Here is a 13,733-nt window from a genome sequence, read left to right on the forward strand (position 1 = left end):
GACCCTGCTCGAACGGTCCAACCGGATCCAATACGGCAACCTGCTCACCCTGCCCATCGCGGACGGCGGCATCCTGTACGTCCAGCCGATGTACACCGAGCGCAACGCGACGGCGGGTAGCACGTCGACCTTCCCGCAGCTGTCGCGCGTGCTCGTCAGCTACCGGGAGCCGGGTGCCAGCGGTGGCGTCCGGATCGGTTACGCACCGACTCTCGCCGGTGCGCTCGACCAGGTGTTCGGTCCCGGCGTCGGCGACGCGGCCACCGCTCCCGGTGGCGAGGCGCTGCCCACCGCCGAGGTGGAGGACGAGACGCGGGGCGAGGTGATCGAGGGCACCACGGACGAGAACCAGCCTTCCGATCAGCAGCAACAGCAGCCCGCCTCGCCGGCGCCGACGACTCCCGCGAATCGCGATGCCGCGGTCGCGGAGCTCGATTCGGCACTCGCGGAGCTGGCCAACGCGCAGACCAGCGGCGATTTCGAAGCCTACGGACGGGCGCTGCGGCGGGTGCAGCAAGCCGTCGATGCCTACGAATCCACTGGCGGCTGAATCCACCGGCGGCTGATCCGGTAACGGAAACCGACACGACGAAGGCCCGCGGTTCGCACCGCGGGCCTTCGTCGTGTTCGCAGAGACGGTCTGCGTCAGCGACCGGCCAGCGTGATATCGACGATCTGCGCGAACTCGGCGCCGAAGCCGTACTGCTGGGCGAGCTGGTTCGCGGTGTCGACGGCCTGGGTGACCTCGGCCGGCAACTCGGGGGCGGCCGGAGCCGCGGGTGCCGGAGCCTCGGGTGCCGGTGCGGGCGCCTCGGGTGCGGCGGGAGCCGGCGCGGATTCGGTTGTCAGGTACTGACCGCAGACGGGCCACGCGCCGGGGCCCTGCGTCTGCAGGACGTTCTCGGCGACACGGATCTGCTCCGCCTTCGAGGCTTGGTCCGCGCGGCCGCTGCCGCCGTTGGCCTCCCAGGTGCTCTGCGAGAACTGCAGGCCGCCGTAGTAGCCGTTGCCGGTGTTGATGGCCCAGTTGCCACCGCTCTCGCACTGGGCGACGCCGTCCCAGTTGTGCTGGGCGGCGGACGCGGTGCCGGTGGCGAGCGCGAACGGAACCGCGGCGAGTGCACCGGTGACGACGGCAGTGCGGAATGCACGCGTGCTGAAGTTGGTCATTCTGTGGAGTCCTTCCCGCGCTCGCGGAGCGCGACGGCCCTCGTCGATCTCGGTCGACGGAGAAATGTCTCCGTCCGGATCGGGGACCACGTCGGTTGCGTCCCTGCCCCTCGGGTCTTCGTAGGCACCGGATCCCGCGGGGCAGACTGGCGGCGACGGGCCGGTGGTGGCTCGGCTGTTTCGAGCCGGGACCGACAGTACAAAGCGCTCCGCGGCGCGTCATCCCCCGCCGGGAGAGGTGTTTGTCCACCTGATGGGATGGGACGATTGAGTCTTCGCAGCTCAGGAAGGTGATAACGGGGGTCGATGCAAGATCGTTACACCGCCGTTATGTGGCGATAGTCATGGTGGAAATGTGAACCGAGACACCTCGGGGTTGCGATTTCGGTTGTCGTCGAGGCCCATCCGCGTCCGACGAGGCGATTTGCATTCCGTTTCCGTGCTCGTGTAGGTTCGTTCATGCAACGCGGGGTGGAGCAGCTCGGTAGCTCGCTGGGCTCATAACCCAGAGGTCGCAGGTTCAAATCCTGTCCCCGCTACCACCACGAAGGCCGGTCGTCTCGGACGACCGGCCTTCGTTCGTTCGAGGGGGTCACCCCCGAGCGGTGGTGTACCCCTTCTCGGGATCCTCGGGCAGATCCATCTCCACCAGCACCCGGCGCAGCAGCTTCCCGGTGGCGTTGCGCGGCAGCTCGTCGAGGAAAACCACCTCGCGCGGAACCTTGTACCGGGCGAGATTCGACTTCACGAACGCCTTGATGTCCTCGGCGTTGCGGGAGGAGTCGGGGGAGGGAACCACGAAGGCTCGCAGCCGCTGCCCGAACTCGGGATCGGGGACACCCACCACGGCGGCGTCGAGTATGTCCTCCCGCTCGGCGAGCAGGTTCTCGACCTCGAGCGGATAGACGTTCTCGCCGCCGGAGACGACCATGTCGTCGTCGCGACCGTTGACGAAGAGCAGGCCGTTCTCGTCCCAGTGCCCGATGTCGCCGATCGACAGCAACCCGTCGATGCGTTCCTTGTCGCGACCGTCGGTGTAACCGGCGAAGGACAGGCCGCTCGAGACGAAGATGCGGCCGGGGACGTGCGGCTCGGTGATGCGGTTGCCGTCGTCGTCGAACAGCACCACCCGACACGTCACGGGAGGGCGACCGGCCGTGCCGGGGGCCTGCCGGATGTCGTCGGGGGTCGCGACCGTCGCGACGGCGCATTCGGTGGAGCCGTACAGGTTGTAGAGCACGTGTCCGAACGCCTCCGTCGTCCGGCGACACACGTCGGGCGAGAGCGACGAACCCGCGGAGAAGACGATCTTCAGGCTCGAGGTGTCGTACTCGGCGATCTTCTCCGGTCCGAGGTCGAGGATCCGCTGCAGCATCGTCGGGACCACCACCAGCACGATCGCTCCGTGCTGCTCGACGAGGCCCAAGGTGTCGACGGGGGAGAAGCGCCGCATCATCACCACGGTCTGACCCAGTGCGAGGGCGAGCGCGAACTGCGAGACGCCGGTGCCGTGGAAGGCTGGGGCGGCCATGAGCATCGTCTGCCCGGGGCGCAGCGGAACCCGATCGAGGAACTGGACCGACGCGAACGGTGACGTGCGGCCGCGCGGCGCGCCCTTCGGGGTGCCGGTGGTGCCGCTGGTGAGCAATACGAATCCACCGAAGACCTCCGGCGCGGGCAGGGACGAGCCGTCCAGCCCTTCGATCGACTGCTCCAGCGTCGGGATGCCGGGGACCTCGTCGTCCGCCCAGGAGACGTACCGGCGCACGTCGTCGGGGAGCGCGGCTGCGACCTCAGCGAATTCGCTGTCGAAGACGAACGTCGAGACCTGTTCGCGCGCTGCGACATCGACGAGTTGCCGCGGCGCGAAACCGGTGTTCATCATCACCAGTCGCACACCGAGCTTGGCGGTGGCGAGCATCGTCAACACGAGACCGCGGTGATTCCGGGCCATGATGCCCATGACCGATCCCGGCTCCACCCCGGCGCGTTGCCACGCACGCACGAGGGCATTGGAGCGGGCCTCGAGTTCCTTGTAGGTGACATCGCCGGCCTCGTCGATCAGGGCGACGGCGTCGAGACCGCGTTCGGCCTGTGCGTGCACGGCGCCGGCGAAGGGGCCGTACTTGTTGGCCGCCATGATCGTCCCGATGCTGTGGTCCACGCGCGGAAAGTGCAGCAGACCTGCGCGATGGAGTACCGCGAGTGATCCGATGGTGTCCTTGACCTGGCCGATCGTGTCGTCGAGCGTGATCCGCCCACTCGTGATCCTGCCGAGAATGTCCTGACCGAGCATCCGTCCCCCTAGCTGTGTGTCGGCGTCAGCACACACAGTAGCCGTGACGTAGCTCACATTCCAGGCAATCTTCCACGGATGATCTTCCTGGAACGGGTAGAGCCCTCGCCGTACCTGCGGCGAGGGCTCTACCCCGATGGATCCTCCGACACGTCCGGTACCGTGCGCAGACACCGGTCCCATCCTTCCGGCGCCCGCGGACGGACCCCATGCCCCGAGCGTTATTTCAGTTCGGAGGACGACTTTCCGAGCACCCGCCGAGCGACGATGAGCTGCTGGATCTGCTGGGTGCCCTCGAAGATGTCGAGAATCTTGGAATCGCGTGCCCACTTCTCGAGCAGCGGCCGCTGCGAATACCCGTAGGTTCCGGCGAGTTCGACGGCCTTGAGCGAGACCGCGGTGCCGGTGCGGCCGGCCTTCGCCTTCGACACCGACGCCTCGAGGGAGTTGGGCTTCTTGTTGTCGGCCATCCACGTCGCGCGCAGCGCGAGCAGGTAGGCAGCCTCCCAGTCGGCCTCGAGCGCGAGGAACTCGGCGGCCGCGGCATGCTGGTTGTTCGCGGGGATGTCGTAGGAGACCTCGACGCCCGCCTCCTTCAGGATCGTGCGCAGTTCCTCGAGTACCGCACGACCGAGACCCACGGCCATGCCGGCCACGATCGGACGCGTGTTGTCGAAGGTCTGCATGACCCCGGCGAACCCCTTCTCGGTGTTCACCTCCGGGGAGCCGAGGATGTTGTCCTTCGGGATGCGGCAGTTGTCGAGCACGAGCACCGCGGTGTCGGATGCCTTGATGCCGAGCTTCTTCTCGAGACGCGCGACCGAGAGTCCGGGAGCCTCGCGCGGCACGACGAACGACTTGATCGCGGCGCGGCCCTTCGACCTGTCGACGGACGCCCACACGACGATGTGCGTGGAACGCTCACCGGCGGTGACGAAGATCTTCTCGCCGTTGAGGACCCACTCGTCGCCGTCGAGCACGGCCGTGGTCGTCACGGCCGCCGAATCGGATCCGAAACCGGGCTCGGTGATTGCCATGGAGGCCCACACCTTGCCGAAGCGTTCGAGCTGCTCGTCGGTGGCCACCGCGGCGATCGCGGAATTGCCCAGGCCCTGGTAGGGGATCGACAGGGTCAGGCCGACGTCGCCCCAGCACGTCTCGATGACATTGAGGAGTCCGGCCATGTTGCCGCCGTTGGCATTTCCGGCGGGGCCGTCCTGCTTGGCCTTGCTGTCGCGGCCGAGCGCGGCACCCGCCGCGCCCTGGCCGGAGTCGTTGAGCCCTTCGACCATCGCGGCCATGGTGTCGAGTTCGATGGGGTACTCGTGCTCGGCGAGGTCGTACTTGCGGGAGATCGGCCGGAAAATCTGCGCGGCGACCTGATGGGCCTGGTTCGCGGAAGCCTTGAGCTTCCGGGGAAGTTCGAGATTGATCATCACAGGTTCCTTGTTCGGGTCGGGCCGATCAGACGAGGACGACGCCCTCGGCGACTCCGATTGCTCGCAGGTCGCGGTACCAACGTTCGACGGGGTGTTCCTTGGTGTAGCCGTGGCCGCCGAGCAGCTGGACGCCGTCGAGGCCGAACTGCATGCCCTTGTCGGTGGCGAGCTTGCGGGCCAGGGCCGCCTCGCGAGCGAACGACAGGCCCTGCTCGGCCCGCGACGCACCGCGCAGGGTGACCAGACGTAGACCGTCGAGCTCGATCTTGATGTTGGCCACCATGAACGCCACCGCCTGCCGGTGGCTGATGGGCTCGCCGAACGCCTCGCGCTCGTTGACGTAGGGGACCACGTAGTCGAGCACGGCCTGACCGGTGCCCATCGCCAGAGCTGCCCAGCCCAGGCGCGACAGGCGCACGGCGTCGGCGTACTGCTCGGCGCGGACGTCGGCGTCGTCGTCGCCGAGACGTGCCGATTCCGGCACCGCGACGTCCTCGAGCAGAAGGCGGCCCAGTCCGGCGGCGCGCAGGCCCATACCCGGATCGGCCTCGATCACGACGCCCTTGCTCTTCGCCTCGACGAGGAAGAGGGACGGCTTACCGTCGAGTTCGGCTGCCACGACGAACAGTTCGGCGCTGCCCGCCGCCGGGACGAACGACTTCACGCCGTTGAGCCGGTAGCCGCTGGGGGAGCGCACCGCCTTGGTCTGCAACGCGAAGGGATCGAACAGGGCGCGCGGCTCGGCGACGACGACCGACGCCTGGGGGACATCGTCGCCGGCGAAGGCCGGCAGGTAGGTCTTCTGTTGGTCCTCGGTGCCCCACTGTGTGAGCGCCACGGCCACACCGCTCGGCGCGAGGATCGGCAGGGCCAGGCCCATGTCGCCGTGCGCGAGGGCCTCGGCGACCAGCACGTTGGTGACCACGCCGCGCTCGTCGGCGGCGCCGTCGAACGCCTCGGGTACGTTGACCATGGTGATGCCGAGTTCGGCTGCGCGCGCGAGCAGATCGGCCGGGGCCGCGGCGGCCTCGTCGGCGTCGTGCGCGGCGGGGCGCAGGATCTCGGCGGCGAACTCACGCACCGTCTCCGTGATCATCTGCTGATCGTCGGTCGGGGTGAGATCGAAGAAGTCGGCGTTCTTCGCGGTGGTGAGACGCTGCGGGCCGCTCGCGCCGCCGGACATCTTCTTGAAGGTGCGCGTGGCGGCGCCGAGGGTCTTGAAGCCGGTCTTCGTGGACTGGTACGTGATCCGGTCGATCGTCTCGCGGATCTTGTACCGGTCGGCCAGTTCGGAACCCGTGATCCGGGTGAGCACGCGCATGGCAGCACCCATGGCGTCGCGTTTGATCGGATTGAGGCCGACGGCGGACGTGTCGCGAGGCGTGTGGCGGCCCACGCTGTCTTGCTTGCTCATGATCACCAGAAGTCTCTCGATGCGGCAGCGGACACTCCCGATCTTACTTCTGAGTAAGGTCACTGTCTACCGCGCAGTAAGTTCCGCGGTGGACGCGTGTCGCCCAGCATCGTCCGCTGTGTCGCGAGCACGAGTTGACTCTCACACCGTGTGAGGTCGCAGACTCGGCGCCATGGCCGACACCACCAGGTTGATGTCCATCGGAGAGTTCTCGTCCCTGACCCGGATCAGCGTGCGGATGCTGCGGCACTACGACTCGCAGGAGTGCTGATCCCCGCCGTGGTCGACGAGGTCAGCGGTTACCGCCGATACCTCCCCGAGCAGACCGCCGATGCCGCGCGAGATTCCGCCGCAGACGTACGTCTGCCTCCGCGGCACCGTCGCCGACTACTCGCCGGAAGGTGAACTGTGGCAACGCTTCATGCCCGCCCTGCAGGAGCAGGGCATCGTCCCGACCGGACCCGGCGGATGCATCGAACACGACGGCGAGTTCCGTGAGTCGGACGTCGACGAATCGGTGTTCCTGCCGGTGGCGCCGGGAACCACGGCCCGCGAGCCGCTGACGGTCCACGAGTTCCCCTCACGCCGGGCGGTCGTCGCCACCGTGACCGGGCCGTACGCCGAATCGATCCCGCGTGCCCACGAGGCGATCGCCGAATTCCTGACCGAACACGGCCTGTCCGCGGCCCCGGGTCGACGACGACGTGGCCACCCACCACTTCAACGTCTATCTCGATGATCCGGGCGTCACGAACGAAGCCGACCTCGAGACCGCTGTGCATCTCCCGGTCCGCTGACGAACCCGGCCCCACGCGTGACCATCCGTGCGTGGGGCCGGCCACTCACTTCAGTCGACCGAGCACCTCGTCGTGCAGCGTGCCGTTGGTCGCGATCGCACTGCCGCCGTGCGGACCGTCCGCACCCTCGAGGTTCGTGAACCGTCCACCTGCCTCGCGCACCAGCACGTCGAGCGCGGCCAGATCCCACAGCGAAACCTCGGGTTCGAGCGCGATCTCGAGGGCGCCCTCGGCGAGCAGGCAGTAGGAGAAGAAGTCGCCGTAGGCGCGCACCCGCCACACGTCGTCGGTCAGGGCGACGAAACGATCACGGATGCCGCGCTCGTGCCAGCCGCTCAGGCTCGAGAAGCTCAACGACGCCGACGCGAGGTCGGTCACCTCCGACACCGAGATGCGCCGGGGCTCGGCACCGTCGTGCGACACCCAGGCGCCGCCGTCCGCGGCCGCCCACCACCGACGGTTCAGTGCCGGGGCGCTGACCACGCCCACGACGGGCACACCGTCCTCGAGGAGCGAGATCAGGCTCGCCCAGACCGGTACGCCACGCACGAAGTTCTTCGTGCCGTCGATCGGATCGACGACCCACTGCCGCCCGCGGAAGACCGCGTCGCCACCGAACTCCTCGCCGAGCACCGCGTCGTCCGGTCGCTGCTCGCCGAGCATCTCGCGGATGGCGCGCTCGACGGCGAGGTCGGCGTCGGAAACCGGACTCAGGTCCGGCTTGTCGTCCACCTTCAGGTCCAGCGCACCGAAGCGGTCGCGGGTGATGGCGTCGGACGCGTCGGCGAGTCGGAGTGCGAGGTCCAGGTCGGCGGTGTAGTCGGTGGTCATGGCGGAAACGCTAGCCGCCGTCGTCCGGGGCCGAGCAGCTTGCCGTCCACTCCGGGGTCGGCGCGGTGCTCGACCCGACCGGGCCCTGCCGTGTCGATCGCTGCCCACGGCGGGCCGGTTCGTCGCTCCGGTAACCTGTTGAATCGTGCATCCCGATGTTTCCGCAGCCCTGACCGAGCTCGACACGACCCTCTGTACCGTGGAGTCGGTCCTCGACGTCGAGGAGCTGCGACGGCGCATCGACGAACTCGAACACCAGGCCGCCGACCCCGAGCTGTGGAACGACCAGGACCACGCCCAGAAGGTCACCAGCGAACTGTCGCACGCACAGGGTGAGCTGCGCCGGGTCGAGGGCCTGCGCCAGCGGCTCGAGGATCTCCCGGTTCTGTACGAGCTCGCCGAGGGCGAGGAGGGTGAGGCCCGCACCGCCGCCCTGGCCGACGCCGAGGCCGAACGCGAGAGCCTGCGCGCCGACATCGAGGCGATGGAGGTGCGCACGCTGCTGTCCGGCGAGTACGACCAGCGCGACGCGCTCGTCAACATCCGCGCGGGCGCCGGTGGCGTCGACGCCGCCGACTGGGCCGAGATGCTCATGCGTATGTATATCCGCTGGGCCGACAAGCACGGCTACGGCGTCGAGGTCTACGACACCTCCTACGCGGAAGAGGCCGGCATCAAGTCCGCCACCTTCGCCGTCAAGGCGCCCTACACCTACGGGACCCTGTCGGTCGAGATGGGCACGCACCGTCTCGTCCGCATCAGCCCCTTCGACAACCAGGGCCGCCGCCAGACCTCCTTCGCCGAGGTCGAGGTGCTGCCCGTCGTCGAGACCACCGACCACATCGACATCGACGAGAACGACGTCCGCGTCGACGTCTACCGCTCGTCCGGCCCGGGAGGCCAGTCGGTCAACACCACCGACTCCGCCGTGCGCCTGACGCATATCCCGACCGGCATCGTCGTCACCTGTCAGAACGAGAAGTCGCAGTTGCAGAACAAGGTCGCGGCCATGCGTGTCCTGCAGGCCAAGCTCCTCGAGCGCAAGCGCCAGGAGGAGCGCGCCGAGATGGATGCGCTCAAGGGCGACGGCGGCAGTTCGTGGGGCAACCAGATGCGCTCGTACGTGCTGCATCCCTACCAGATGGTCAAGGACCTGCGCACCGAGTACGAGGTCAACAACCCCTCGGCGGTGCTCGACGGCGACATCGACGGATTCCTCGAATCGGGCATCCGCTGGCGTATGCGAGAAGAGCAGAAATCGTGATCGGAAACAGGAGAGGGGCCTGTGCCGTTTCTTCCCGGAGCTAGACTGCTCGACTGGTTGTCGACGAGCGGGCTGCTGATCGCACTCACGATTCTGGGTGCGGTTCTGATCGCCCGGTTCGTCTCCTGGATCGGCAGCCGCATCACGCGGCGCATCGACGAGCGCTACACGCAGTCCGACGACCTCGTGCGGTCCGAGGCGACGAAGCATCGCCATTCGGTCGCCCAGGTGGTCACGTGGATGGCGATCTCGTTCGTGTACATCGTTGCGACCCTGAAGGTGTTCGACTATCTGCAGCTGCCCATCGGCAGCCTGGTCGCGCCGGCGACCGTGCTCGGCGCGGCGCTCGGCTTCGGTGCCCAGCGCATCGTGCAGGACATCCTCGCGGGGTTCTTCATCATCACCGAACGGCAGTACGGCTTCGGCGACACCGTGCAGATCTCCGTGACCGGTGCGTCCGAGGACGCGATCGGCACCGTCGAGGACGTCACGTTGCGCGTCACCCGGGTGCGTAGCACGGCGGGTGAGGTCATCACCGTCCCCAACGGGCAGATCAACAAGGCCGTCAACCTGTCGAAGGACTGGGCGCGCGCCGTGGTGGACGTGCCGATCCCGGTGACCGCCGACATCGCCGACGTCACCGAGATGCTGCGCGAACTGGGTGTCGCCGCATACAAGGAACCCCGCCTGCGGGAGCTGTTGCTCGACGAACCGAGTGTGATGGGTGTCGAGAGCCTCGAGGTGGATCAGCTCAGCGTCCGCATGGTCGCGCGCACGCTGCCCGGCAAGCAGTTCCAGGTGGGCCGTCTGCTGCGTGCGCGGATCGCGCGAGCACTGCGTGAACAGGGCATCACCGTCACGCCCCAGCTCGACACCGCCAGCGTGGTCGATCGAGTGGAGGCACAGTGACACCGGGTGGAGGGACGTCGGGTGGGGGCGCGGCCACCGAGCCGGAGGAGAAGCACCGCAGGCGCATCCCGTCGCACCTCCTCGGTGGGCGGATCAGGACCACGACCTTCGCGTTGTGCACCCTGTGGCTTGCGCTGTGGGTGACCTACCTGTTCCTCAACCAGCCCGAGGACACCCCCGATGCGCCGTCGACCGCCGTGATCATCTCCGAGACGCCCTACGTGCCGTACGTGCCGCCGGCGACCACCGCCCCGCAGGAGAAGTCCGTGCCGGAGACCACCGACACGCCCTATCCGCCGACGACCTCGTCGACCTTCCCGCCGACGACGGCGACCGGCGTGCCGGGCAGGGAACAGGGCGGGACGCCGCCGCAGGATGCCACGACGACAGCGCCCCCCACCACGACGAACAGGCAGTTCCCGTTCGACCTGCCCACGATCCCCGGACCGAACGACCAGCAGGATCCGACGGTGACCGAGGACACCGACGCTCCGTCGTCGTAGAGCACCGACGAGCCGGTGCCGTAGGTCACCGTCCGGTAACGGTTAGCATGTCCACGTGATCCGGCTGGAGAATGTGTCCAAGTCCTACAAGACGTCCACGCGTCCCGCGCTCGAAGGGGTCTCGGTGCACGTCGAGAAGGGCGAGTTCGTCTTTCTCATCGGTCCCTCCGGATCCGGGAAGTCGACCTTCCTCCGGTTGCTCCTGCGAGAGGAGAAGCCCACCACCGGCGACATCCACGTGGCCGATTTCCACGTCAACCGGCTGCCGGCGCGTCGCGTACCGAAGCTGCGTCAGAATCTCGGATGCGTCTTCCAGGACTTCCGGTTGCTCCAGCGCAAGACGGTCGCCGAGAACATCTCGTTCGCTCTCGAGGTGATCGGTAAGCCGCGCGGAGTGATCGAACGGACGGTGCCGGAGGTTCTCGACCTGGTGGGACTGTCCGGCAAAGCCGACCGGTTGCCCGCCGAACTGTCCGGCGGCGAACAGCAGCGTGTCGCGATCGCGCGTGCGTTCGTCAACCGGCCGCTCGTGCTGATGGCCGACGAACCGACCGGCAACCTCGACCCCGAGACCAGCCAGGACATCATGCTGCTGCTCGAACGCATCAACCGCACGGGCACGACGGTGCTCATGGCGACCCACGACCACCACATCGTCGACTCGATGCGGCGACGGGTCGTCGAACTCGATCTCGGACGCGTCGTGCGCGACGAGGCACGCGGCGTCTACGGCGTCGGCCGCTAGATCCCGTCACCCGAGCATCCCCACCAGGCAACCGAAGGAATCCCACCCGATGCGTGCCAGCTTCCTGTTCAGCGAGGTCACCACCGGCCTGCGCCGCAACCTCACCATGACCATCGCGATGATCCTCACCACGGCGATCTCCCTCGCGCTGTTCGGTGCGGGGCTGCTCGTGGTCCAGATGGCGGGCAAGACGGAACGGATCTTCCTCGACCGGGTCGAGGTGCAGGTGTTCCTGACCGAGGACATCTCCTCGCTCGATCCGGAGTGCGAGCAGGATCTCTGCTCCACCCTGCGCAGCGACCTCGAGAGCACCGACGACGTGGTGTCGGTCCAGTACCTGAGCCGCGACGACGCCGTCCTCGACGCCACCGATCGTGTCTTCGCCGATCAGCCCGAACTCGCCGAACTCGTGAGTGCCGACAGCTTCCCTGCCTCCTTCAAGATCAAGATGTCCGATCCGGATCGATTCGCGGCGATCCAGGACGATTTCGGTACCCGGCCCGGCGTCGACAGCGTGCTCAACCAGCAGGATCTCGTCGAGCGTCTGTTCGGCGTGCTCGGCGGCATCCGCAACGGCGCGTTCGCCATCGCCACGATCCAGGCGATCGCGGCCGTGCTTCTGATCGCGAACATGGTGCAGATCGCGGCCTTCACCCGCCGCACCGAGGTCGGCATCATGCGGCTGGTCGGCGCGACCCGCTGGTACACGCAGCTACCCTTCCTCCTCGAAGCGGTGATCGCCGCGATCGTGGGTGCCGCACTCGCCATCGGCGGGCTCTTCGTCGCCAAGAGCATGTTCGTCGACGACATGCTCACCGAGGTCTACGACGCGAACATCGTCGCCCGCATCACCGACAGCGACATCCTTCTGGTCTCGCCGTTCCTGGTCCTCGTGGGCGTGGGAATGGCCGCTCTCACCTCGTATGTGACCTTGCGTCTGTACGTGCGTGAATAAGGTGTCGTGCGAGGTTCCTATGCTGGACGGTGTTCTGTTCGATCGATCGTGGACCGGAAAGGCCTGCACGTGAAGGAAAAGGGCCGGAAGGTCATCGCGACCAACCGGAAGGCGCGCCACAACTACACCATCCTCGACACCTACGAGGCGGGCATCGCCCTCGTCGGTACCGAGGTCAAGAGCCTGCGGGAGGGAAAGGCCTCCCTGGTGGACGCATTCGCGACCGTCGACGACGGCGAGGTGTGGTTGCGGGGTCTGCACATTCCGGAATACGGGCACGGCACGTGGACCAACCACGCTCCGCGCCGCACCCGCAAGCTGCTGCTGCACCGTCGCGAGATCGACGCGCTCGTCGGCAAGACCCGGGAGGGCAACCAGACCCTCGTGCCGCTGTCGATGTACTTCTCCGACGGCAAGGTCAAGGTCGAGCTCGCGCTCGCCAAGGGCAAGCAGGACTACGACAAGCGTCAGGATCTCGCCCGCCGGACCGCCGAACGTGAGGTGACCCGCGAGCTCGGCCGGCGAGTGAAGGGCATGAGCCGCTGATCGCGGTCGCGCTCGCGCTCCTCGCGGCGGTCGGGTACGGCCTCAGCGATTTCGCCGGGGGTGCCGCCTCCCGTCGCGCGAGCGCACTCGGCGTCGTCGCCGTCACCTACCCGGCTTCGCTCGTCGTGTCCCTGATCGCCGCGTCGATCGTCGGCGGCGACCTCACCGCGGCGTCCCTCGCGTGGGGTGCCGCAGCGGGCGTGGCCGGCGGCATCGCCGTCTGGTGGTTCTACCTCGCACTGGCGAACGGGCCGATGTCGGTCGTCTCACCGGTCACCGCTGTCGTCGTGGCCGGAATCCCCGTGCTGTTCGGGATCGCGACGGGGGACCGGCCAGGTCTGCTCGCCTATCTCGGCATCGTCGTCGCGGTGATCGCGGTGGGGCTGGTCAGCCGCGAATCCGACGAGACCGTCACCGGTGTCGGACACCCGCGCTTCACGTCGAGGATCGCGTGGTGGACGGTCGGATCGGGCATCGCCTTCGCGTTGTCGTTCATCGGCCTCGGTCAGGTCGGCACCGGCACCGGCCTGTGGCCGCTCGCCGCCTCCCGCGCGACCGCCACCCTCGTGGTCTGGCTGGTGATCGCCTTCTCGTGGCGCACCGTGGTGTGGCCGATCCGGTCGCTCCTGCCGATCCTGATCGGGATCGGCGTGATCGACGTGATCGCGAACGGTGCACTGCTGTTCGCCTACCAGCACGGCCTGCTGTCGCTGGTGAGCGTGATCGCGGCGCTGTATCCGGCGGTGACGGTGCTACTCGCCGTCATCGTGCTCGGAGAGCGCGTGAGCCGGGTGAAACTGCTCGGCCTGCTCGCAGCCGGACTGGCCGTCGCACTCGTCAGCCTGCCCGGCTGATCCGGGGTGG

Annotated in this window: 14 protein-coding genes, 1 tRNA gene and 1 pseudogene; 11 read left to right on the top strand and 5 right to left on the bottom strand. The window is 67.9% G+C overall.

What is annotated here, in order from left to right; all coding sequences use genetic code 11:
• Positions 1 to 550, top strand: a pseudogene (locus NVV99_RS17460) (membrane protein); the annotation flags it as partial.
• A 95-nt stretch (positions 551 to 645) separates the two neighbouring features.
• On the opposite strand, the gene NVV99_RS17465 reads toward NVV99_RS17460, so the two are convergent.
• A complete protein-coding gene (locus tag NVV99_RS17465; protein ID WP_006550275.1) occupies positions 646 to 1,170 on the bottom strand; it encodes a transglycosylase family protein in 525 nt (174 codons plus the stop codon).
• 465 nt (positions 1,171 to 1,635) lie between these two features.
• Here NVV99_RS17465 and NVV99_RS17470 point away from each other — a divergent pair.
• Positions 1,636 to 1,712, top strand: a tRNA-Met gene (locus tag NVV99_RS17470).
• A gap of 50 nt (positions 1,713 to 1,762) precedes the next feature.
• On the opposite strand, the gene NVV99_RS17475 is transcribed toward NVV99_RS17470, so the two are convergent.
• The 3 genes from NVV99_RS17475 to NVV99_RS17485 form a co-directional block, all read right to left on the bottom strand.
• A complete protein-coding gene (locus tag NVV99_RS17475; protein WP_024101463.1) occupies positions 1,763 to 3,466 on the bottom strand; it encodes an acyl-CoA synthetase in 1,704 nt (567 codons plus the stop codon).
• Between the two features lie 221 nt (positions 3,467 to 3,687).
• Positions 3,688 to 4,902 carry an acyl-CoA dehydrogenase family protein gene (locus tag NVV99_RS17480; protein WP_019288456.1) on the bottom strand — a complete coding sequence of 405 codons (1,215 nt, stop codon included), beginning with the start codon at positions 4,900 to 4,902 and terminating at the stop codon, positions 3,688 to 3,690.
• 28 nt (positions 4,903 to 4,930) lie between these two features.
• Positions 4,931 to 6,325, bottom strand: coding sequence for an acyl-CoA dehydrogenase family protein (locus tag NVV99_RS17485; RefSeq protein ID WP_024101462.1), 1,395 nt, complete (start codon positions 6,323 to 6,325; stop codon positions 4,931 to 4,933).
• Positions 6,326 to 6,491: 166 nt separating this feature from the next.
• On the opposite strand from NVV99_RS17485, the gene NVV99_RS17490 reads away from it, so the two are divergent.
• Complete coding sequence (locus tag NVV99_RS17490; protein ID WP_242411737.1) at positions 6,492 to 6,590, top strand: MerR family DNA-binding transcriptional regulator; 99 nt, start codon at positions 6,492 to 6,494, stop codon at positions 6,588 to 6,590.
• 60 nt (positions 6,591 to 6,650) lie between these two features.
• Entirely contained in the window at positions 6,651 to 7,058 is a 408-nt protein-coding gene (locus tag NVV99_RS17495) for a GyrI-like domain-containing protein (protein ID WP_051424835.1), read from the top strand.
• A 103-nt stretch (positions 7,059 to 7,161) separates the two neighbouring features.
• Here NVV99_RS17495 and hisN read toward each other — a convergent pair whose 3' ends face one another.
• Positions 7,162 to 7,947 (bottom strand): histidinol-phosphatase, encoded by a 786-nt coding sequence (gene hisN, locus NVV99_RS17500; protein WP_024101461.1) that lies wholly within the window; start codon positions 7,945 to 7,947, stop codon positions 7,162 to 7,164.
• A 145-nt stretch (positions 7,948 to 8,092) separates the two neighbouring features.
• Here hisN and prfB point away from each other — a divergent pair, with 145 nt between their 5' ends.
• The 7 genes from prfB (at position 8,093) to NVV99_RS17535 (ending at position 13,723) form a co-directional block, all read left to right on the top strand.
• The gene (prfB, locus tag NVV99_RS17505; RefSeq protein ID WP_260782957.1) at positions 8,093 to 9,211 is read left to right on the top strand and encodes a peptide chain release factor 2; all 1,119 of its coding nucleotides are present in this window, start codon (positions 8,093 to 8,095) and stop codon (positions 9,209 to 9,211) included.
• Between the two features lie 21 nt (positions 9,212 to 9,232).
• Entirely contained in the window at positions 9,233 to 10,120 is an 888-nt protein-coding gene (locus NVV99_RS17510; RefSeq protein WP_024101460.1) for a mechanosensitive ion channel family protein, read from the top strand.
• Positions 10,117 to 10,623 carry a hypothetical protein gene (locus NVV99_RS17515; protein WP_024101459.1) on the top strand — a complete coding sequence of 169 codons (507 nt, stop codon included), beginning with the start codon at positions 10,117 to 10,119 and terminating at the stop codon, positions 10,621 to 10,623. The genes NVV99_RS17510 and NVV99_RS17515 overlap by 4 nt, the downstream gene beginning before the upstream one ends.
• Before the next feature lie 55 nt (positions 10,624 to 10,678).
• Positions 10,679 to 11,368: a cell division ATP-binding protein FtsE gene (ftsE, locus tag NVV99_RS17520; protein ID WP_006550350.1), complete on the top strand. Its 690-nt coding sequence runs from the start codon at positions 10,679 to 10,681 to the stop codon at positions 11,366 to 11,368.
• Between the two features lie 49 nt (positions 11,369 to 11,417).
• The gene (ftsX, locus tag NVV99_RS17525) at positions 11,418 to 12,323 is read left to right on the top strand and encodes a permease-like cell division protein FtsX (RefSeq protein WP_006550352.1); all 906 of its coding nucleotides are present in this window, start codon (positions 11,418 to 11,420) and stop codon (positions 12,321 to 12,323) included.
• 69 nt (positions 12,324 to 12,392) lie between these two features.
• Entirely contained in the window at positions 12,393 to 12,869 is a 477-nt protein-coding gene (gene smpB, locus NVV99_RS17530) for an SsrA-binding protein SmpB (protein ID WP_024101458.1), read from the top strand.
• The gene (locus NVV99_RS17535; RefSeq protein WP_051121498.1) at positions 12,866 to 13,723 is read left to right on the top strand and encodes a DMT family transporter; all 858 of its coding nucleotides are present in this window, start codon (positions 12,866 to 12,868) and stop codon (positions 13,721 to 13,723) included. The genes smpB and NVV99_RS17535 overlap by 4 nt, the downstream gene beginning before the upstream one ends.
• Positions 13,724 to 13,733: the final 10 nt, after the last annotated feature.

This window comes from Rhodococcus sp. PAE-6 (genome assembly GCF_025290685.1).
GTDB classification, from domain to species: domain Bacteria; phylum Actinomycetota; class Actinomycetes; order Mycobacteriales; family Mycobacteriaceae; genus Rhodococcus; species Rhodococcus pyridinivorans.

Bases quoted from the DNA above. Each gene is read 5' to 3' on its own strand.
- NVV99_RS17465 (WP_006550275.1), bottom strand. From the start codon at position 1,170: ATGACCAACTTCAGCACGCGTGCATTCCGCACTGCCGTCGTCACCGGT.
- NVV99_RS17475 (WP_024101463.1), bottom strand. From the start codon at position 3,466: ATGCTCGGTCAGGACATTCTCGGCAGGATCACGAGTGGGCGGATCACG.
- NVV99_RS17480 (WP_019288456.1), bottom strand. From the start codon at position 4,902: ATGATCAATCTCGAACTTCCCCGGAAGCTCAAGGCTTCCGCGAACCAG.
- NVV99_RS17490 (WP_242411737.1), top strand. From the start codon at position 6,492: ATGGCCGACACCACCAGGTTGATGTCCATCGGAGAGTTCTCGTCCCTG.
- NVV99_RS17495 (WP_051424835.1), top strand. From the start codon at position 6,651: ATGCCGCGCGAGATTCCGCCGCAGACGTACGTCTGCCTCCGCGGCACC.
- hisN (WP_024101461.1), bottom strand. From the start codon at position 7,947: ATGACCACCGACTACACCGCCGACCTGGACCTCGCACTCCGACTCGCC.
- ftsX (WP_006550352.1), top strand. From the start codon at position 11,418: ATGCGTGCCAGCTTCCTGTTCAGCGAGGTCACCACCGGCCTGCGCCGC.